A 21,838-nucleotide genomic window follows, 5' to 3' on the forward strand; every position below is an offset into this window, starting at 1 on the left:
GCTGCTGATTTAGTCGTCACATTGAGTGAAGCCGTACAAAAAGGCATCGGCAATATTGTCATCAAGAAAGTCTCCGATAACTCAGTTGTAGAAACCATTGATGTCACATCAACAAATGTCACCGTTAGCGGCAGTACCGTCACCATTAATCCACTGGCAGATTTAGCGCCTGGTACTGATTACTACGTGGAAATTGCCGCCGGTGCGATTAAAGACTTAGCTGGTAACAATTATGCCGGCACTACAGGCGCAACAGCTTGGAATTTCACCACCGCTGCTGCCGTTGATACCACAGCGCCGACAGCCACTTTCACCCCCGCAGACAACGCCACCAGTGTTGCAGTTGCTGGTGATTTAGTCGTCACCTTGAGTGAAGCCGTACAAAAAGGCATCGGCAATATTGTCATCAAGAAAGTCTCTGATAACTCAGTTGTAGAAACTATAAATGTCACAGCGGCAAATGTCACTGTTACTGGTAGTACCGTCACAGTTAATCCCACGGCAGATTTAGCGCCTGGTACTGATTACTACGTTGAAATTGCCGCCGGTGCGATTAAAGACTTAGCAGGTAACAATTATGCCGGTACTACAGGCGCAACAGCTTGGAATTTCACCACTGCGGCTGCCGTTGATACCACAGCCCCCACAGCCACTTTCACCCCCGCAGACAACGCCACCAGTGTTGCAGTTGCTGCTAACTTAGTTGTCAACTTGAGTGAAGCCGTACAAAAAGGCATCGGCAATATTGTCATCAAGAAAGTCTCTGATAACTCAGTTGTAGAAACTATAAATGTCACAGCGGCAAATGTCACTGTTACTGGTAGTACCGTCACAGTTAATCCCACGGCAGATTTAGCGCCTGGTACTGATTACTACGTTGAAATTGCCGCCGGTGCGATTAAAGACTTAGCAGGTAACAATTATGCCGGTACTACAGGCGCAACAGCTTGGAATTTCAACACTGCTACCGCCGTTGATACCACAGCCCCCACAGCCACTTTCACCCCCGCAGACAACGCCACCAGTGTTGCAGTTGCTGCTGATTTAGTTGTCACCTTAAGTGAAGCCGTACAAAAAGGCACTGGCAATATTGTCATCAAGAAAGTCTCCGACAACTCAGTTGTAGAAACCATTGATGTCACCTCAGCCAATGTCACCGTTAGCGCTAGTACAGTCACAGTTAATCCCACGGCAGATTTAGCGCCCGGTACTGGTTACTACGTTGAAATTGCCGCCGGTGCGATTAAAGACTTAGCTGGTAACAATTATGCCGGCACTACAGGCGCAACAGCTTGGAATTTCACCACCGCTGCTGCCGTTGATACCACAGCGCCGACAGCCACTTTCACCCCCGCAGACAACGCCACCAGTGTTGCAGTTGCTGCTGATTTAGTTGTCACCTTGAGTGAAGCCGTACAAAAAGGCATCGGCAATATTGTCATCAAGAAAGTCTCCGACAACTCAGTGGTGGAAACCATTGATGTCACCTCAGCCAATGTCACCGTTAGCGCTAGTACAGTCACAGTTAATCCCACGGCAGATTTAGCGCCCGGTACTGGTTACTACGTGGAAATTGCCGCCGGTGCGATTAAAGACTTAGCTGGTAACAATTATGCCGGCACTACAGGCGCAACAGCTTGGAATTTCACCACCGCTGCTGCCGTTGATACCACAGCGCCGACAGCCACTTTCACCCCCGCAGACAACGCCACCAGTGTTGCAGTTGCTGCTAACTTAGTTGTCAACTTGAGTGAAGCCGTACAAAAAGGCATCGGCAATATTGTCATCAAGAAAGTCTCCGATAACTCAGTTGTAGAAACCATTGATGTCACCTCAGCCAATGTCACCGTTAGCGCTAGTACAGTCACAGTTAATCCCACGGCAGATTTAGCGCCCGGTACTGATTACTACGTTGAAATTGCCGCCGGTGCGATTAAAGACTTAGCAGGTAACAATTATGCCGGTACTACAGGCGCAACAGCTTGGAATTTCAACACTGCTACCGCCGTTGATACCACACCGCCCACTGTAACCCTCGCTTCAAACGCTGGGGCAACAGTCAAGAATCCCTTCAATGTCACCGCAACTTTCAACGAAAATGTTACCGGGTTTATTGCCAGCGATATCAGCCTCACCAACGCCACTGTCAGTGGGTTTACCGGCACCGGTAGTAACTACAATTTCACTGTCACACCAACGGGTAGCGGCATCGTAACCGTCAACGTTCCCGCCAGCAGCGCCACTGATGCAGCGGGTAACAACAATATCACTGCTGCACCTTTAACGCGCACTTTCGATTCTCGGATTGAAAACTGGAGCGAGCTAGACGCCTATCTGAAAAACAACAAGATTAGTGTACCTAATGTAGAAAAAAAAGTCCTCGAAGCGCTTGTACCGATGGTCAAGCCATTAACGGCTGAATTTACAAACAACGAACTGAAACTCGCCCATGACGGGAGCGTACCTTTCGCTAACTTCGGAGTTCTTCCTCTTGTCGCTCAGGTTGCAACTGGTGTCACTATACCCATAAGCAAACCCAGCCTCACCTTATCCAACCTAAACACCTCCGCTCCCACCTACGGACTCAGTGGAAAAATAAACTTTGCAGATGCTAAGAATGATGGTAAAACAAATTTTTTAGACTTCATTAATGAGCAGCTAAAAATTAAGGAGGTAGAGCTAAAAGCAGAAGTTAGAACAGGTGTTGTACCAAAAGTGAGCCTCAGTGCTGAGTTAAGCACTGAAAACCTAACACTTTTGAAAGTTGACCCATTCTCGATTGAGATTGGTGGTGCTAAATTAAGCGTCTCAGCAGATTCAACTTCTCCCCCGAATTTCGGTATAGTAGGCAGTTATTTAATTAAAGGTTATGATCCCTTCCAAACAACGGAACCTGAATTAACGTTTTCGGGAGGCTTAACTTTCGACCCCAAATCAATTACGGGTGCGCTTCAACTCACGGCCAAAACTCCCTGGAAAAATCCCTTTGGCTTACCGGATTCAGAAATTCGGAATTTAGCCTTACAAGTTGGCGGAACCTACGCACCACCTTGGGTTGATAATGTTGGATTTGTGGGAGATTTAAAGTTTGGCAACTTCGATCTCAAGTCGGCTTTCTTTGTCAGTTCTAACGACCCCAAGAAATTTGCAGTGGAATTAACGGCAAATGCTCCTGTCAACCTTGTTGATCTGTTGGCTGGTCCCGTTTACTCTTATGTCATCAAACAAGTGGGGAAGGAAGTCGATTTTGTTAAGAAGGCAGAATCGTTTTTGAGGCAAACCTTGAATGTCAATATTGTCTCTGTTGATGGGCCTGATGCAGATACAAAGTTTGATCCACTACTCAAGTTAGTGCCGTTAGAGACAGAAATTGCTGAAACAAAATTAACCCAAGGTCTTGGTATTAATGGGAAGGTAACGGCTTGGGGAAAAGAAGCTTCACTCAGTCTCAATGCCAATCCCTACGCTCAAAGCAATCCAAGTTTAGAAGGAGTTTTACAGATTCCTGAAATTGACTTGGGATTTTTGAAACTCACGGGTGCGGATGGTCCCAACGATAAGACTTTGGATTTTGCCGTCAAGGTCAGTCCCACTGAACAATACCTTAAAGGAGATGGGAAACTTGAGATTTTTGGCCAGACTGTTGCTAAAGCAAACGTGGAATTTACAACCACGAGTGCCAAAATCAAAGATTTTGATTTGAATTTAGGAGTCGTAGCACTAGATATTAACGATTTTTCAGTTGATATTGCTAAAAAGACAGTCAGTGGATCGGGTTCTGTAAAGATTCTTGGGCGAGAAGTTGCCGGAGCGAAGATTAAAGCTGATAGTAATGGGCTGAAAGTTGAAGGAAATCTTGACTTATTCGGGGTCTTATCAATCGAGAACGCGCTCATTGATATCAAAAGTCCAACCGATATAAAAATCGGAGGGACAGCCAAAATTTTTGGTCAAAATTTAGGCAGCGCCGACATCAGCCTCCAGAATGGCAAGCTAACAGTTAAAGGATTCATAGGCTACAATCTCCCGCTCGTTGGCAATGTTGGGGCAAACCTTGAGATTACCTCAGATGGTACAGCTAGTGGTTCCAAGGTAAAGGTAGGTTATGAGGCTGGGGTGCTCAAAGGTGACTATACCGTGTCACTAGCTCCGCTCAGAAGTATCGAAGAGTTGTTTGACAAAGTGACGGGCGGTGCCCTGGGTGCAGCCACTGAGGCTGTAAATAAAGCCATTGATGGTGTCGTTAATGGATTTAATAGTGTTTCATCAGGTGTACTCGATACCTTCAATAAAATTGGTAACTTTTTTGAAGGTGCGTTTAACAGCGTTCTTGGCTGGTTTGGGGGCCCGTCGAATGGTCGCGATGACAAATGGCTGGATGACGGAAATAACAAATATGACGCAAAGGGGGGTGATGACTATATTCGAGGTAAAGGTGGAGATGACCATCTCATCTTGGGGTCGGGAAATGATAAAGGAGAAGGTTGGGATGGCAATGACAGAATCGAAGGTAACGATAACAATGATACGTTGCATGGCGACGGAGGAAATGACAAGTTAGAAGGTGGTTGGGGCAGAGACATTCTCCGTGGTGGGGGTGGTGACGATATCCTCCAGGGTCAACAAGATATCGATTACCTGTACGGTGAGGACGGCAACGACAAACTCGAAGGCAATGAAGACAAAGACACACTTGATGGGGGATCGGGTTCTGACTTCCTTTATGGTAATGCTGGCGATGATCTCTTGTTCGGTATTGACGGTGCGGACTTGCTTGATGGTGGCGATGGTAATGACACCCTAAATGCTGACTCTGGTAATGACCGTGTTTTTGGTCAGAATGGCAATGATTTGATGAAGGGTCAGGATGGCAATGACGAACTGCACGGCTATCAGGGTAATGACACCATTGAGGGCGGAAATGACAACGACGTTCTCTATGGTCAGGGAGATAAGGACTTCCTCCAAGGTGGAGATGGGGATGATGTTCTCTATGGCGAAGACAACGGAAAAACGGGAGGAAACTACGACGGTAGCAACGACAAAGACACACTCGAAGGTGGAAATGGTAAGGATACTCTCTTCGGCGGTTTGAGTGACGATTTGCTCCTTGGTGGGAATGATGATGACATTCTTAGCGGTGAAGCTGGCAATGACATACTCCGAGGAGAAGCAGGAAACGATTTCCTCGACGGTGGTGGCGGCAACGACTCTCTAAACGGCGAGGACGGTAGTGATTCGCTCTTTGGTCGAGGTGGCAATGATTTCCTTGAAGGCTTTGGGGGTAAAGATTACCTCAATGGTGGTGACGGTAACGATCGCCTCTTTAGTCATGAGGATGATGACATCCTGAGAGGAGAAGGTGGAAACGACCATCTCGCTAGTTGGACTGGTAACGATGCCTTAGATGGTGGAGATGGTAACGACTCTCTCTATGGCGAGGGAGATAACGATACGCTCTCTGGTGGCAATGGCAGCAACGTCCTTGATGGAGGTGACGGAACTGATACTGCCGACTACAGATTTTCTACTGGTGCTGTTGATGTCAATTTAAACAATGGCAAGGCCCAATTTTCTGGCAATACAGATCTGTTAACCTCGATTGAAAATGTCATTGGCTCAGCTAATAACGACTTAGTGATTGGTAATGCTGGAAATAATACCCTCTCTGGCCAAGCCGGTAACGATATCCTTCTGGGTGAGATTGGCAACGATCTTCTCAGCGGTAATGAAGGTAATGACGAATTTCACGGATGGGAGGGTAATGATACCCTGGAAGGCGGAACTGGCAATGACACTCTCTACGGTCAGCAGAACGATGACTGGATTCGCGGTGGAGACGGCAATGACGCTCTCTATGGTGAAGGGAACGGCTCCCCGGACAGCACAAGTAATGACTTATTGTTCGGTGATGCTGGGGATGACTCTCTCTTCGGTGGCGTTGGTATTGATAACCTTAATGGTGGAGATGGTGATGACTATCTTGCAGGTGGTACTGGCAACGATAACTTCAATGCTGACGTAGGTAACGATACCATTGACGGCGGAGATGGCAATGATAACCTCAATGGTGGCGATGGTAATGACTCTCTCTTCGGTGGCATTGGCGACGATTACTTCAATGCTGGGACTGGTAACGATTTAATTATCGGAGGAGAGGGCAACGATACGTTGTTTTTACTCGGCAATAACAGTGACTATAAAATTAGGGAAACATCAACTGGATGGGAAGTTATTGCTGCTAATGGTGATGTAAAAACTGTCATTGGAGTTGAGAATTTCCGGTATCAAAACTATTCTAACGATACCCTCACGGGAACCCAAAACAATGACACTCTCCAAGGCGGAGAAGGAAACAGCCTCATCTATGGTCGGAGTGGTAACGATTTCCTCTCAGGTGGAGAAGGCAATGATAAGCTCTACGGTGAGGAAGGCAACGATAACCTTGATGGTGGAGCTGGTGACGATAGTTTCTTTGCTGGGACTGGTAGCGATACCATTAACGGCGGACGTGGCTTCGATAGGTTGTTTTTGTCCGGCCCACGGACAGACTATAAAATTACCCCAACATCCACAGGGCGGCAACTTACTACTTCCAAAGGCGATATCACAATCGTGACTTGGGATGTTGAAGATATTCTGTATGAGATGGTGTCTAATGATTCCCTCACGGGAACCCAAAACAATGACGCTCTCCAAGGCGGACAAGGAAACAGCCTCATCTATGGTCGGAGTGGTAACGATTCCCTCTCTGGTGGAGGAGGTAATGATACGGTCTACGGTGAGGAAGGCAACGATAACCTTGATGGTGGAGCTGGTGACGATAACCTCTATCCAGGAGCTGGTAGCGATATCATTAACGGCCGAGATGGCTTCGATACGTTGTTTTTGTCCGGCAAACAGACAGACTATAAAATTACGGGGACATTGGCACAAGGACGAATTGCTGGTCCCAATGGCAGTTTCAAAACAATCACTGGACTGGAAAAGATTGTGTATGAGCCTTCTCCTACGGGTAACACAGGAAGCCAGTCTCCTACGGGTAACACAGGAAGCCAGCCTTTCGGGTCTAGTTTCCAAACCCAACTATTAAGAAAACTTTTCCGTGGTCTTCGCATCATTGACGGTTACATTGCTAACGGTAAGGTCTTCCTTGATGCCAACTTAAACGGGACATTGGATGATGCTGAACCCTTTACGATTACCAAAGCCGATGGCAGCTTCGACCTGAACGTAGATATCGAAACGTTTGATACCAACCAAAACGGTGAAATCGACTATACCGAAGGTCAATTTGTCCTGATGGGAGGCATGGACATCATCGGTGGAGTGGATGTAGCCACCGGCTTGCCGATGGCAACCCCACTGATTTCAACGGTAGAGTCAACGGTTGTGACTCCTTTAACGACGATTATCGCCGAGTTGGTGAAGCAAGGTATTGACCCACTAACGGCACAAACCCAGGTAGAATCGGCATTAGAAATCCCCGCAGGTCTTGATTTGGGCAGCTATGACCCCTTAGAAGCGATCGCCAAAGGGGACGCGAATGGTGTATCGGTGTTTGGCTCGATGATTCTGGTGCAAAACACGATCGTCCAGACGGCGAAATTCATTGAGGGAGTTTCGGAAACAGCAATTGCTCAACTCGCATTTAGTGGTATCGGGGCGATCGCAAATCAACTCAAGGGTGGCGCTGCTGTAGATTTAGGCAAAACAGAAACAATCTTGGCTATCCTTCAAGCAGCCATTACCAAAGCAGCAGAGTCTGACCCCAAAATCAACCCGACACAACTGGTTGCTAGTGCGGCTGCTGCGGCTCAAATCATGGCTTTGGGCAATCAAATGGTCAAGGATCTCGTCGCTAGCGGTCGCCCCATCAAAGATATTGCCCTTGAAATTACCAAGTTGCAGGCGGTATCTGTAGGTCAAATTGCTGTCGGTTTGTCCGATTTGGCGGCGGGAACTGTGACAGTTGAACAGTTCCTCGCTCAAAACACCAAAGAGGCGATTCTGGCTCGGATGGAGACGGTGAAGGTTAATGACCCCACTGTTCGCCCTGTTGTCGAGACGATCGATGGTAATAGCCCGATCGATCCAGAGGAACCTACCTCTGGCGAAATCGGCAGCGCCCCCGACACCGAAACAGGCACTGACACCCCAACACCGATCGCTCCGACCCGACCGATCGCTCCGACCCCATCAGTAACAGCCTCCGAAACACCGACAACATCGGAAACAGCCTCAGAAACACCAACACCATCGGAAACAGCAACTCCCACGCCAACAACTAATAACCTCTCAGACGATGAGTGCATCTGCGACACAATTACCTATCCCAACTTAAACCGACCCAACTCAGTTGAAAACACCATACTCGGCGCATCCGGCCTTCAAATAGGCACTGCCCAAAACGATGAATTACTAGGTAGCGATACTGCCAACATATTCGAGGGCAAATCCGGGGATGACAACATATACGGTGGTGCCGATAATGACATTATTAATGGCAACCAAGGCAATGACTTCATCGCCGGAGGCAAAGATGAAGATACTCTCTACGGAGATGAAGGAAGCGACATCGTTCTTGGCGAATCGGGTAACGATTTAATCTTCGGAGGCAAAGGCAATGACTTCTTACATGGCCGCGAAGGTATTGACATCATTTATGGCAACAAAGATGATGACTTCATCGATGGTGGTAAGGATAATGACACCTTATATGGAGGCAAAGGTAACGACATCCTGCTTGGCAGTCAAGGTGATGACAATCTGTTTGGACAACAGGGAAATGATACAATCTGCGGCGGTGAAGGTAATGACTTAATCAACGGTGATGAAGGAGCAGATATCCTGGGAGGGTGTGCCGGAAATGATACTCTTTTCGGAGGCGCAGATAACGATACTCTCACAGGTGGCAAAGGCAACGATCTCCTTGACGGAGGCATGGGAAATGATAGTTTGATTGGCGGCAGCGGCAACGATATCTTTGCCTTAAAAGCAGGTCAAGGATTTGATATTATCGCTGATTTTACCCTGGGTCAAGATTTGATTGGATTAAGCGGTGGCTTGAGTTTTGGTCAGTTGGAAATAACTCAAAATACTCAGGGAACTCTCATCAAAAACCTCTTGACAGGGGAGCAGTTAGGTGTGATGGTTGGAGTGAGTGCCAATGCCATAACATCTGCTAATTTCATGCTGGTTTAGGAAACAAAGGAAAAGTGCGATCGGTAAAATAAGGGCGATCGCACTTAACCCAAATCAACATTTATCTGGGTTCATCGGCGTCAATCCGCCGCCATCTGCGGTTAAAATTTCATACCTACTATTACGGCAATTTCACTTCTGTTTCCTGACTTCTAACTACTGGTGGCGACAAAGTAGGCTCAGGTTCTGCTACATTCAACTGACCGCCACAACAACGCAACTCGTAAAGTTTTGCATTAATTTGATACTCGTATTGGCTCAATAGCCTTGCATAAATATAGCCAGCTTTTCCATCCAAAAAGCCGAGCTGAATGAAGTAAAATAAAATAAATCTGAGCATTGGTTTAAAAGGCAGCCATACCCAAACTTTTTTGAGAAATCGCTTCCGCTGTACGGCATCTCCAAATAAGTGAGCGCCAATAGTGCCGCTGTCGTCGCGGCCTTCAATAATATTGTAATAAACGCGAGCTTCCCAATTAGAATAGCGGTTGTGCCGTTCTATCCAGTGAAATAAATCGCGGTAATCCTCGTGGATCATGTCATTTTTTAAGTAGCCGACTTGACCGGCTAAAATGACGTGTTCGTGAACTTCGTTGTCGCCAGTATTGGGGACGGATTCAGTGCCGAGATTTTCGTAACGTCCTTTTTGATGCTTGAACAAACGCAAATTCCAGTCGGGATATCGGCCGCCGTAACGCAGCCACTGACCTAAAAAGAAGACTTTGCGGTTGAGGTAGTAGCCGTCAAAATTGGGGTCTTCGATCGCCTGCGCGATTTCGTCCCAAAGTTCCGGGGGAATGCGCTCGTCGCAATCGACAATTAATACCCATTCGTTGCGAAAGGGCAGATTGTCCAATGACCAATTTTTCTTTTTCGGCCAGCGGTTGTCGAAGTAGAATTGCACTACTTTGGCGCCGGTGCTGATGGCAATTTCTACGGTGCGATCGCTGCTTTGGGAATCAACCATGAAAACTTCATCCGCCCTAGCAATGCTGGCCAGACACGCTGGTAGATTAAGTTCTTCGTCTTTTGCCGGAATGAGAACTGAAACCGGAATCTTGGATGAACTAGATGTCATAATCGAGTGCTTGAACCTGAATGCGGTCGAGTTTTTTGTGGATGAAGTGCGATCGGCACAGCAGGGCCGACGACTTGAGCAGCGAGGGATATTGCCTATAGCCTAATGCCTGCTGGTCGATTTCGGTGCAAAAATCAGGCCGCGGATGGCTGCGATCAAATAACCGATTTGACCCCAGGCAAAAACGAAATTTTCAAAGCGCAGCCCTGGATCTCTAATATATTTAAAAGACTTCCAGACACCCCTCAAGATTCTTTCACCCCCCCACCCAAGCTGAGCAATACCGGCTCGATCGGACAATTGTTCGCGATAACACTCGCTGATGCCTTGCCACCACCCGCGCTCTAGAAACCAAGCTTTGTTGAGCCTTTCTGTCGCGACATGGTGAAGCACCAGGGCCTCCGGTAGATAAACTACTTGCCAACCTAACTCTAAAGCTAATTCTGTGGCCCGCAACTCTTCATTTGACAGCAATTTTGTGCCGACTCTACCGAGTTTGACATCGAAGCCGCCAATTTGTTCGAGAAAAGCGCGCCGGATTGAGTAGTTTACTCCCCTGGGAGTCAAACCGGCAGCAGTCACGTATAGGTAAGTATCGCCTAAATCGTATGATCCCAAGTTCTGGGCCAATCCCGGTGACAGCCATTCGGGCGGGCTGACTCCCGAAGGCCAGAGCAAATTTACTTTGCCACCAGCTACGGCGAGTTTTTGATTGCTTTGATAAGCCGCGTGCAGCACCCTGAGCCAATTGGGCTCAGCAATAGCGTCGTCGTCGAGATAAGCTAATATTTCACTGCCAGCTTCCTTTGCGCCGGTGTTCCGGGCTACTGACAGACCGATTTCCGGCTCCCAGACGTACTTGAGGCGCCGATCGCCCTGTCTTGCTTCTACCACCTCGCGGGTGCGCGAAGTCGAACTTTCGGGGCTTGCATAATCGCTAGAAGCGTTATCCACTACTACTACTTCAAAGTTGTCGGGAAAATCCTGTACCAGCAAGCTGTCGATCGCCCCACCTAAATAGGCGGCGCGATTGTGGGTGCAAATAATCGCTGATATCTGAGGACGATCTGGCATAAATAACAGCTTGGGAAATACGGGGGTTCTCGATCGACTTACTCTGATCTTGTCTCATCAATGCTATTATCGCTTAAAAAGCATTTGGTAGTTAGCCGTTTAAATCATAATTGGTAATTGCTAATTGGGAATTGGCAATTGGGAATTATGTTTAATCCTTTGTATGTTACCCCGCCCAAAGAAGGGAGACAAGCCCGCAACATTAGTCGCGAGCAGCCCAAAAATTTTAACCAAACTTCAATCTCCCAAAATCATTTGTTGTGGAGTAAATCTAAAATCTAAAATCTAAAATCTAAAATCGACTGACTAATGAGTAACTCAGAACCCACCACATCTAGACAATTAATCTTAGTAACTGGGCCGGCCCGAAGTGGCAAAAGTGAATGGGCCGAAACTCTGGCGGCGGGTTCGGGAAAACAAGTAATTTATGTGGCTACCGGTCAGGTTGATGAAGCTGATTTGGAGTGGATTCGTCGCCTCGAACAGCACCGAAATCGCCGTCGGGTTGATTGGAAAACTCTAGAAGTGCCGATCGACTTGTCAGCAGTTGTGCAAGCCAGCAAGCCCTCAGATTGCTTGTTGATTGATTCTCTGGGAACTTGGACGGCGAATCTTTTGGAACAAGAAGCGGCTGTTTGGGCGACTACGCAGCAAGATTTGCTCGCCTGTTTGAAGTCGGCGGCGGCTGATGTAATTTTGGTAGGGGAAGAAACCGGATGGGGTGTTGTGCCTGCTTATCCGGCGGGGCGGCTGTTTCGCGATCGCCTCGGCACTCTCGTGCGCCACATCGGGGCGATCGCCGATACTGTTTATCTCGCCACCGGAGGTTACGCCTTGAATCTCACCGCTTTGGGTACGCCACTGCCGCCTGTAGCGAAAAATTAACAGCCAGAGTCGCGATCGACAAGAGAGAAAAAATATCGGTTTCCCGAACGACAATTTTAACTAAAAATCAGCTATGATTTTAACTAAGATTGAAAAATCAAGAGTCATATAAATTAGTAAAAAAACCTAATCCCTAGGGGGGAAGCCCAACAATTAGACATGAGGAATAGCCGAATTTTGAAATTATGTAAAAGATAAAATGTCTCTTAAGAAAGAGTGGTGATTTCAAATTCAAAGTCTAAAATAATCAATTAGTTGAAGGGTTGACTAAAAGTTATGGCATCAGATAGTGAAGTAAGAAAATATATTGCTTACTGGTTTCAGTTAGGCAAAAAAGTATTAATTCGCAACGGTTCCGAAGCGCTGGAGCCCAAATCGGTAAATGCGGGCGATCGCTACAGCCAGGAATTTGAAGACTGCTGGCAAAAAATCATCTCCCGCGACAGCGGAGACTGTTACCTCGAAGGCACAAACGAAACAATTGCCCAACTGCTGACGCCAGCTTGGGAAATCAGTCCCTGCGCGCGCTGCGCTATGCCCGTAGTGTTCAAACAAACCGGAATGCCCCCGGAGTTCTGTCCCTGTAACGACTTACCGAACTGGCCCGATACCGAAATGCCCCAACCTCGATCGCCCGTCAGCAGCCAATCGCAACTATCAGGCATTCGCGATCGACTCCAAAGATCCAGCGGCGAGTAAGTATATAAGAAGGAAGAAGGGTCTTCTTCCTTAAATTGTTACAATATATTTACAATGCTTCACACTAGGTCTGATTTATGAATGTCAAGACAGTATCGCCAGCCTCCCCGCCAACTTATGTAAATTCAGGGACTCAGGCTGTACTAAGCAATCTCCAAGATGCAAATACAATTCCCCTGCAAGCAGTACCAGTATCACTAGAGACGGAGCACGTAACGGACGATCGGCTCAAATCAGCCAGAGACATAGCTTTCGAGTTAGCCGGAGATGCTGTTCGGTACGATCCAGTGGCGATCGCAGCCCAGTACCGAAATCGACCTCTACAAGTCTGGGGAAGGCTGTCGAGCGTTGTTTGGACATTTTTTAGCTTTGCCTTCAGTGTGTGGTTCGACGGCAAAACAGGTCGTACCGCCACCAACGAAAAGCGCCGCGCCGTCCGACTGCGAGAAATTCTGGGTCAACTCGGCCCAGCTTTCATCAAAATCGGACAAGCACTCTCAACACGCCCCGACTTAGTACCGCCAGTATATTTAGAAGAACTAACAACGCTGCAAGACCAATTGCCAGCATTTCCCAACGAAGTAGCATATCAATTCATCCAAGAAGAATTGGGCGCCCACCCCAAAGACATCTACGCAGAAATCAGCCCCGATCCGATCGCCGCAGCATCTCTCGGACAAGTCTACAAAGGCAAACTCAAAACCGGAGAAACAGTCGCAATCAAAGTCCAGCGACCGGGTTTAGCCGAAAACATCGGCTTAGATATCTACATCCTGCGGCGTCTTGCAGTTTGGGCACAAAACAACTTCAAAATAATTCGCAGTGACCTCGCAGGCATTATGGACGAGTTGGGCGAGCGCATTTACGAAGAAATGGACTACACCCACGAAGGTCAAAATGCCGAACGGTTTGCCCAACTCTACGGCCACATCAAAGACATTTATGTTCCCAGCATCTACTGGGAATATACCCGCCGCCGCGTCTTAACAATGGAGTGGATCACCGGCATCAAACTTACGAATTTAGAGGCCGTTAAAGCTCAAGGAATCGACGCTCCTTACTTAATTGAAGTGGGGGTGCAGTGCTCTCTCAGACAACTTCTAGAACACGGTTTCTTTCACGCCGATCCGCATCCCGGCAATCTTTTGGCAACTCCTGACGGTCAATTAGCTTATCTCGATTTCGGGATGATGAGCGAAGTTAAACCTTATCAGCGATACGGCTTGTTGGAAGCTGTGGTGCATTTGGTGAACCGCGACTTTGAAGGTTTAGCAAAAGATTATGTCAAGTTGGAGTTTTTAACGCCAGATACGGATTTAACGCCAATTATTCCAGCTTTGGCGGGGGTATTTAACAATGCTTTGGGTGCTAGCGTTGCCGAACTCAATTTCAAAAGCATTACTGACGAACTTTCGGCGGTGATGTACGAATATCCTTTCCGGGTTCCAGCTTACTATGCTTTGATTATTCGATCGCTCGTCACGTTAGAAGGGATTGCCATTAATGTCGATCCAGAATTCAAAGTGTTGAGCAAAGCCTATCCTTACGTTGCAAAACGGCTGTTGAGCGACCCCGCACCGGAACTGAGAGCATCCCTGCAAGATTTGCTGTTCAAACAAGGCGAATTCCGCTGGAACCGCTTAGAAAACTTGCTCAACAATGCCCGCGAGAGCGAGGATTACGATGTCAGCAAAATCTTGAACCAAGCTTTAGAATATTTATTTTCCGAAAGAGGAGATTTCATTCGCGATCGTATTGTCCTCGAATTAGTCAAGAGTCTCGACACACTTTCCAGCAACGCCTTTGCTAACGCCAAAGCAGTCGTCGGCGAATGGTTTGGAGTCAAGGCAAATCAACCTGTGGTTTCACCAACTGAACAAAAAAACCTAGAACACATCAAACGGATTTGGGATATTTTGCAATCAACTCCCGGTTTTGACGGGACGAAAGTATTGCAGCTATTGCCGCAGTTGTTGGTGAAACCCCAAGTGCAGAATATGGGGCAGAAAGTAGTCGGCGGTTTAGCTCAAAGAGCAGTTGCTAGGGTTATTCGCGAGTTTTTGCTTTCGCAGGAACCGGATGCGATTCCCGTGAATGGAAGCTACCCTAAAACTTCGCCTCAGTTGTCTTTACCTGCGGCGAAGTAGTTATATCATGTCAGGCGAATTGACCATAATTCCTGTAGGGGCGGGTTCACCAATATCTACAATAGAAACGAGAGATTCTGTAAACCCGCCCCAGCTTTTGAGCGTGGTCGATCGACCATGATATTAAATTGGGAGATTGGGATTTTTTGACCGCAGATATTAGCAGATAAACACAGATGAACGCAGATGAAATGTCGTCTGCGTTCTTTTAATTAAGCTTGAATCCTTTAGCGGCTAATTGCTGGTGGAGACTCTGAATCATTACGCGATCGAGAGTATTTTCACCACTATTGGTACTAGATTGGCACTGTTGTTCAATATATGCTGTACGCTTTTGAGATAAGTCGCGGATGGTCTTTTTAATGGCCTCTCTTTCGGTTTTCTTTCCAGCTACATATGCTTTTTTCTGTTAGCGTCATCCCTCGCATGATTTCGGGTAAATTATCATCTGATATTGCCTCTAGTTTAACTGTGCCGTTTTCGAGAGCATCGAGCAAGTCCCAAGAAGCATTATCATAGTATTCAGAAGCTTTGGACGCACTACGCAAAACCCTATTCCTGCCAGCATTACTATCTTCAACTGCTTGACGTTGTTGTCCTATTCTTCCTTCTCTACCGTAAGGAATGTAGGTTTGATTTAGTTTAGTATTCCAAGTAGAAATTTCGTCGTAAGGGGACTTGATTACTACAATTTGTTGGTTTTGATTAATGTTGAAGCTACTGCCTTTTGCTAAGGAATGAGAATTAAATAACTTCCACTCTTGAAAGTGGGATGGGCCTAAGAGCCCATCCAAAAAGGACGGGCTCTTAGGCCCATCCCACAAACTTGTGGAAGTTATTTAATTCTCATTCCAAAGATCGATCGCCCCTCAAGCCTTTTTGTTCTTTCTATTTATTTATCAGGTTGAGCTCGGTAGTTTTATGCAAAACTCTCCAGTTTTTTTGGTCGAGTTTGGCAAAGACTGCGTGGAAGTACGGAACCACGGGTGTTTTGGGGATTTAAGGGCGATCGAATAACGCGCTTTCCCAGAATCCGGCGGGGAATGAATTCCCCGCCTCATAGCGAAAGTCCTCTCAAAGAGGACTGGTAAATTCTTCAGTCGGCGACCGACGACTTTCGCTTTGAGGCTCTTGTTTCAACAAGAGCCGGAGTTCGGGATTGCGAGATAGCCGGATTGCGCGATCGATCTGCTTGTTAACACTAAAGATCGATCGCCCCTCAAGCCTTTTTGTTCTTTCTATTTATTTATCAGGGTGAGCTCGGTAGTTTTATGCAAAACTCTCCAGTTTTTTTTGTCGAGTTTGGCAAAGACTGCGTGGAAGTACGGAACCACGGGTGTTTTGGGGATTTAAGGGCGATCGAATAACGCACGGGTGGTCATAAACCGGGTTTTTCGCAGAAGACTTCGTTACAAACCTGCATAAATCGCAAAAACCCGGTTTATGCAGGTTTTGATGCGTCTTAACAAAAATTCACATCTAATTCAACTGCCCAATCCACCGCACAGCAAGACTTTCAACCATCCTCTGAAAAAAATTTCTGAATTTCGCATAAATTCCTCCAACTTACCCTGATAAATAAATGTAGGAACAAAGTTGCGGCCGCACTTAACTATGACTGATAAATCCAACCCCTCCGAGGGGGAAGACCACTTATCCGACGAAACCGATGCTGTTGGGTGCTCAGTAAAATCGGAAAAGTTCGATCGAGATCCCGCACACCAGCAAATCGTCGAACTCGTCACCAAAGCTTGCCAGCAGCCCCCCGGCAGTATCAGGCGAAGTCGTTTCTTGAATCAACTAATTCGAGAGATTATCAAATCCGGCAAACTCTGGAAACCAAAAACACCTTACTATGAAGAGGCATTGCAAGAAACCTGGATCTATCTCAATCGAAATTTATGTGAAGCTACCACAGCAAAACGACCTTACGATCCCGAAGAAAGCCTGATTACTACTTGGTTAAATAGCTATCTCGAAAGGCGGCTTTTTGATTGTCGTCTGGCCCCAATAAAAGAAAGTGAGACACCAAACCGCCGTCGAATAGCGTCCTCAGAAGGAAAACAAGACAAAGAAACCATCAATCCCATTGACTATCTCGCCGCCGATTATGATGTAAGTTTCTATTTGGACGAACTTCTCGCATGGATAGAAACCGATCCAAATAACGAGTTAAAAAGCAGACACGTTAGAGGCAAACCGCAGATAAATTGTCAAGTTTTATTGCAGCGAAAATGTTTGTACGGTCAAAGTCTTCAAGAACTCGCCAAAGAGTTTGGTTGCGCGCATTCTACTTTATATCAATTGTTCAACAATGACTGCCGTTATCTGCTGCAAAAATTTTGCGAAGACCAAGGATATCAAACTTTAAATATACCAGGAGTGTACCAGAACAATGAACCATAACAACCTTTGGGAAATCGAATCTTTGCCAATGCCAATTACTCAGAAGGCACTGCAAGTTGCTCAGCAGTTTGCCACCCAACAGCGCCACCCGCAAAGGCACGAGCAAGTTTATCTCAATACTTTGGCAGTGCTGGCAGTTCGCGATTATCTAAAAATCATCGATATTGAGACTGACTTGACTGAATGCGATAGCTGGAATCCCGTAATTCGCCTGTTTGCAGATGCGGGAGATTTGTATGTTAAAGGATTGGGAAAAATCGAATGCCGTCCAATTAAAAATCGACCTCAAACTCAAGAAACTGGCAACCAGAATTCATCTGCACATCCGCCTGAGATTTGCCCGGTGCCGGTGGAAGCAAGGGCAGAACGCATTGGCTATATTGCTGTAGAAATTGATGAGGAGGAAAAGGAAGCGAGATTGCTTGGTTTTTCTCCCAATGCGGATGCGGGGGAATTAGTATTGAGCGAATTGCATTCCCTGGATGATTTTTTAGGGCATCTAGAACATTTGTTGGAATCTCAAATTAACCTCAGTCAGTGGTTGATGAATGTATTTACGGCTGATTGGCTGCCTTTTGAAGCGGTATTTAACCAGCAGACACAAACTTCTCAGGTGGAGATTCAAAATCCGGTTGAATCTCAGTTAGGCAATTGGTGGCAAAATTTTGTAGACAGATGTTTGCAGCAATTGGATCGAGGTAAACAAAATTTAAAAAACTTGATTTCTCCTGACGAAACCCCCAGTTTTGCATTACGAGGAGGTGGAAATTCGAGAGAAGAATCTGCGTTACAGAGCAGTCAAAGTAGCATCAATAGGTTTCCCGAAGCCGATGTCACGCGGGCTAAGTTGATTGACTTGGGAATGCGGCTGGGAAGGACAACGGTGGCTTTGTTGGTGGCGATTGCTGAAGAGAGCGATCGCACTGTCAGAGTTCACGTTCAACTGCATCCGGCGATCGGAGAACGTTACCTGCCCCAGAATATTAAACTTTCCTTAATCTCCGACATCGGTAAAAATCTAACCGAGTCACAATCAAGGATTCAGGAGAGGTACATTTTGCTGAAGGATATTGAGGTCGATCGAGACGAGAGTTTTAGTATTCGAGTAGCTTTAGATGATTTCAGCGTCACAGAAAATTTTGTGGTATGATATCTCGATTAACTCTATTCGCGTCTAATTTATGAGCTTAAGATTTATCTTGGGTTTAGGGATTGGGGATTTACACAAGGGTTTTCCCGACATCACAGGGGAGTTTCAAGAAAACCAAACAACTGTTCATAAATTTAAAGGAAGTTTGCCACCAGCCCCGGAAGTTGACGATCTGCAAAAAAGATGGCAACTTATTTGTCGTGCGGGAAAATCTAGCAACATCCTTTCTAGAATTAAAGTTAAGGCTACAGGGACAACCAATATTTGTGAAGATAATCCTCAATTGATCTATCAATATTTGAATGAATCTATGAGGCTGTGGCTGAGTAGTGAGGAGTTTTATGCGGGAATTGAGCATAATTTTAGAAATGTAGTTGATGCGTTTGGTGGTCGAGATCGGTGCTTTGAAGTATTTCTCGAAATCAAAGATTCGGAAAATTGGCATCTGCCTTGGGATGCGTGGAAATTTCGCGAAGATTACAAAAACTGTGAAATAATTAAAAGTCCGTCCCAGTATAGAAAAGCTCTCAAAAAGGCAACTACAGGCGGAATGCCTCTGCCTTCGCGAGGTAGAATTTTATGTGTCTCCGGTAATAGTGACGGACTCGATCTGAAACAAGATGAGAAAAGTCTTCAAATGTCTTTTGGCGATCGCTGCAAGTTAGAATTTATGCAACAGCCAACACCGGAAAAGCTACGCGAGAAGTTGTTAGAGGATGAAAAAAATTGGCAGATTTTATATTACGGCGGGCATAGCAATAGCAATGCTGTCAATGGATGGCTGCATATTAATGAAGCAGATTGCGATAATACTGTCACAATAGACTATTTAAAAGAGGGGTTGGAAAAATCAATTTTTCAAGGATTGGAGTTGCTAATTTTAAACTCGTGTTCTAGCCTCAAATTGGCAGCAGATTTAGTAGCTGGAGGCTTGCCTTTACCGTCAATGATTGTGATGCGTGCGCCGATACCAGATAAAATTGCTCACGATTTTGTTAAGTCTTTATTCGGATATTTAAGCAAAGAATATCCTTTGTTTTTAGCAGTACGAAAAGCTAAGGATTATTTACAGAAATGGGAATCTCAGTTTCCCGGTGCGAGTGCGATACCAGTGCTCTGTCAGCAGCCAACTTTTGATGGGTTGACTTTACTGCAATTAAAGCGCGATCGCCCTTTGATGGCTGCTGCGGATGATGTGGTGGACGATCGCCCAAACAACGATATCTCTATTTTTATTTCTAATTTGATGCAGCGCCTGGGAATCGGTTTAGCTACTACCGCTAGCAGTTATATGTTAATGGGCCCGATACTTGCCCCAGTTGCGAATCAAATTGGCATGGCAAACCACCGTCAAAATAAACCTTTAATTGCTAAATTATTCTACAAATTAGCCAGCTTAATTAATCTGAATTATGCACAACCTTACTATAATTTAGCTATGTTGTGCGACGAATTGAATGACGATCGCGGTGCGTTAGAGGCCATGCAAAATGCTGTATTGCGAGGACTTCCTGATGCTTCTGCTCAAATATCTAAATTATTCATTCGCAAGGATAAACATCAAGCAGCTTTAAAGGCGATCAACCTTTGTTTAGAACACGCTAAATACGACGGTGTAAAAGCTGCTTGTATCAAAAATCGCGGCTGGATACGGTTTAAAGAACAGCAGTATGACGATGCAGAGATAGATTTTCAAACAGCAATTGGATTGACAGACAATAGCCCGGAAGCTCACTGTTTTTTAGCACGGGTTATGGAAACTAAAGGTAAGCCCCATGAAGCGTTAGAACACTGGGAAAAAACGATTAAATATTCTAAATCTAGCGTACCAGAACAAGAGCAATGTATCCAAAGTGCTAAACAACATTTACGAATAAAAGGAAATATCAAGTGAAAATCAGGATTGCAGTTTCTATAGCTTTAAGCTCGATCGCAACTACTGTACTAGCAGCGAGTAACAGAATATCCAACGGACTGATTATCCATAGTAGCGGGGAAGTTGCGATCGATCGCCAAGACGGCCGAATTGTCCGCCCTACCAGCGGTACGCCGCTTTATCCGGGAGACAAATTGCGAACCGCACAAAACGCCCAACTGACGATCCAATGTGCAGATTGGGGAATTAAGTCGATCGCAGGGAGTGAAAATCAATTGAATAGCTGTTTGTTAGCCAAAGAAGAGTCGAAATCTGATTGCAGCACCGACTTGATTAAATGTCCCGATCGCGGCGACGATAAAATTGCTTGGAATAGCGCGCCAATTCCTTATATAATCAGTCCGCGGCGGACGAAATTGCTCGACAGCAAGCCAATTTTGCGGTGGAATCCGGTTGCTGGTGCTACTAGCTATAAGTTGAGCCTCCGCGAAAATGGAGCGAAATTAAACTGGGAAATGACTGTTAGCGGTACTGAGGCTGTCTATCCGGGGGAACCGGCGCTGAAACCGGGTGTTAGGTACCGATTGATTGTCGAGGCGAATACGGGCGCTTCTTCAGAAAGCGCTGTTGGGGAGGGGGATATCGAGTTTAGCTTGCTGGATGAGACTGAGGTGGAAAGGGTGAAAAGTGAGGTTGGGGCGATCGACAAACAAGTACCTAACGAAAACGCCAAAAAATTAGCAATTTCTAGCGTTTATCTTAACACAAACTTGATTGCCGAAGCAAGAGAAATCTTAGAAAATTTACAAAAAACTGGCATGGAAACACCGCCCATTTATCGCACGTTGGGCGATTTGTATCTAGAAAAGCTACAACTGGTTCCCCAGGCTGAAGTCTACTATTCCAAGGTGATTAATACGGCGAAACCTGACGATATTGAGGAGTTGACGGCCGCTAGATACGGATTGGGACAAGTTCATTCAGCCATGAGAAATAATCTGGAAGCTATGAAATATTTGCGAATGGCAAAAGATGGATATACAACCTTGGGAGATTTGCCAATGGTGGAAAAGATTGAGAAGCAATTGCGGGATTTGCAAAGGAGGGAAGACAGGAAATAGTGAATTTTTGATGAATGTACGATCGCAATAACCAAAATTCGTAGGGGCGGGTTCGCGACTAATTTTGTCACCCACAAATCATCTGTAAAAACCCGCCCCCACCCAACCAATAACCCCAAAAAACCAAAATTCGTAGGGGCGGGTTCGCGACTAATTTTGTCACCCACAAATAATTTTTATAAACCCGCCCCCACCCAA

12 protein-coding genes are annotated in these 21,838 nt (G+C 46.1%); 9 read left to right on the plus strand and 3 right to left on the minus strand.

Features of this window, described 5'->3' with window-relative positions; translation table 11 throughout:
• Positions 1-9,204 (plus strand): Ig-like domain-containing protein (locus QT984_RS08220; RefSeq protein ID WP_333373768.1); only part of this gene is annotated, 9,204 nt, incomplete at its 5' end.
• Between the two features lie 121 nt (positions 9,205-9,325).
• On the opposite strand, the gene QT984_RS08225 is transcribed toward QT984_RS08220, so the two are convergent.
• On the minus strand, positions 9,326-10,261 hold the full coding sequence (locus tag QT984_RS08225) for a glycosyltransferase family 2 protein (RefSeq protein WP_333373808.1): 936 nt from the start codon (positions 10,259-10,261) through the stop codon (positions 9,326-9,328).
• Here QT984_RS08225 and QT984_RS08230 point away from each other — a divergent pair.
• Positions 10,170-10,388: a hypothetical protein gene (locus QT984_RS08230; RefSeq protein WP_333055490.1), complete on the plus strand. Its 219-nt coding sequence runs from the start codon at positions 10,170-10,172 to the stop codon at positions 10,386-10,388. The genes QT984_RS08225 and QT984_RS08230 overlap by 92 nt on opposite strands.
• On the opposite strand, the gene QT984_RS08235 is transcribed toward QT984_RS08230, so the two are convergent.
• A complete protein-coding gene (locus QT984_RS08235; RefSeq protein WP_333055386.1) occupies positions 10,385-11,356 on the minus strand; it encodes a glycosyltransferase family 2 protein in 972 nt (323 codons plus the stop codon). The genes QT984_RS08230 and QT984_RS08235 overlap by 4 nt on opposite strands.
• Positions 11,357-11,665: 309 nt before the next feature.
• Between QT984_RS08235 and cobU the strand changes: the two genes are divergently transcribed.
• From cobU to QT984_RS08250, 3 genes are all read left to right on the plus strand, one after another.
• Entirely contained in the window at positions 11,666-12,241 is a 576-nt protein-coding gene (gene cobU, locus QT984_RS08240; protein ID WP_333055385.1) for a bifunctional adenosylcobinamide kinase/adenosylcobinamide-phosphate guanylyltransferase, read from the plus strand.
• Between the two features lie 276 nt (positions 12,242-12,517).
• Positions 12,518-12,940 carry a hypothetical protein gene (locus QT984_RS08245; RefSeq protein ID WP_333055383.1) on the plus strand — a complete coding sequence of 141 codons (423 nt, stop codon included), beginning with the start codon at positions 12,518-12,520 and terminating at the stop codon, positions 12,938-12,940.
• Between the two features lie 77 nt (positions 12,941-13,017).
• Entirely contained in the window at positions 13,018-15,087 is a 2,070-nt protein-coding gene (locus tag QT984_RS08250; RefSeq protein WP_333273078.1) for an AarF/ABC1/UbiB kinase family protein, read from the plus strand.
• 359 nt (positions 15,088-15,446) lie between these two features.
• Here the strand turns inward: QT984_RS08250 and QT984_RS08255 are convergent, their stop codons facing one another.
• Positions 15,447-15,881, minus strand: coding sequence for a hypothetical protein (locus QT984_RS08255; RefSeq protein WP_333055379.1), 435 nt, complete (start codon positions 15,879-15,881; stop codon positions 15,447-15,449).
• Positions 15,882-16,701: 820 nt separating this feature from the next.
• On the opposite strand from QT984_RS08255, the gene QT984_RS08260 reads away from it, so the two are divergent.
• The 4 genes from QT984_RS08260 to QT984_RS08275 are packed head-to-tail and all read left to right on the plus strand — an operon-like array spanning position 16,702 to position 21,640.
• Positions 16,702-17,493, plus strand: coding sequence for a sigma-70 family RNA polymerase sigma factor (locus tag QT984_RS08260; RefSeq protein ID WP_333055376.1), 792 nt, complete (start codon positions 16,702-16,704; stop codon positions 17,491-17,493).
• Positions 17,483-18,643, plus strand: coding sequence for a DUF1822 family protein (locus tag QT984_RS08265; protein ID WP_333055375.1), 1,161 nt, complete (start codon positions 17,483-17,485; stop codon positions 18,641-18,643). Before QT984_RS08260 ends, QT984_RS08265 begins: the two co-directional genes overlap by 11 nt.
• Positions 18,644-18,674: 31 nt before the next feature.
• The gene (locus QT984_RS08270; RefSeq protein WP_333373772.1) at positions 18,675-20,537 is read left to right on the plus strand and encodes a CHAT domain-containing protein; all 1,863 of its coding nucleotides are present in this window, start codon (positions 18,675-18,677) and stop codon (positions 20,535-20,537) included.
• Complete coding sequence (locus QT984_RS08275) at positions 20,534-21,640, plus strand: hypothetical protein (protein WP_333373775.1); 1,107 nt, start codon at positions 20,534-20,536, stop codon at positions 21,638-21,640. Before QT984_RS08270 ends, QT984_RS08275 begins: the two co-directional genes overlap by 4 nt.
• Positions 21,641-21,838: the final 198 nt, after the last annotated feature.

Origin of the sequence: Microcoleus sp. Z1_B2, assembly GCF_036700325.1 — a bacterium.
Lineage (GTDB): Bacteria > Cyanobacteriota > Cyanobacteriia > Cyanobacteriales > Microcoleaceae > Microcoleus.

Coding starts and splice junctions, on each gene's coding strand:
- QT984_RS08230 (WP_333055490.1), top strand. CDS start 10,170: ATGAAAACTTCATCCGCCCTAGCAATGCTGGCCAGACACGCTGGTAGA.
- QT984_RS08235 (WP_333055386.1), bottom strand. CDS start 11,356: ATGCCAGATCGTCCTCAGATATCAGCGATTATTTGCACCCACAATCGC.
- cobU (WP_333055385.1), top strand. CDS start 11,666: ATGAGTAACTCAGAACCCACCACATCTAGACAATTAATCTTAGTAACT.
- QT984_RS08245 (WP_333055383.1), top strand. CDS start 12,518: ATGGCATCAGATAGTGAAGTAAGAAAATATATTGCTTACTGGTTTCAG.
- QT984_RS08250 (WP_333273078.1), top strand. CDS start 13,018: ATGAATGTCAAGACAGTATCGCCAGCCTCCCCGCCAACTTATGTAAAT.
- QT984_RS08260 (WP_333055376.1), top strand. CDS start 16,702: ATGACTGATAAATCCAACCCCTCCGAGGGGGAAGACCACTTATCCGAC.
- QT984_RS08265 (WP_333055375.1), top strand. CDS start 17,483: ATGAACCATAACAACCTTTGGGAAATCGAATCTTTGCCAATGCCAATT.
- QT984_RS08270 (WP_333373772.1), top strand. CDS start 18,675: ATGAGCTTAAGATTTATCTTGGGTTTAGGGATTGGGGATTTACACAAG.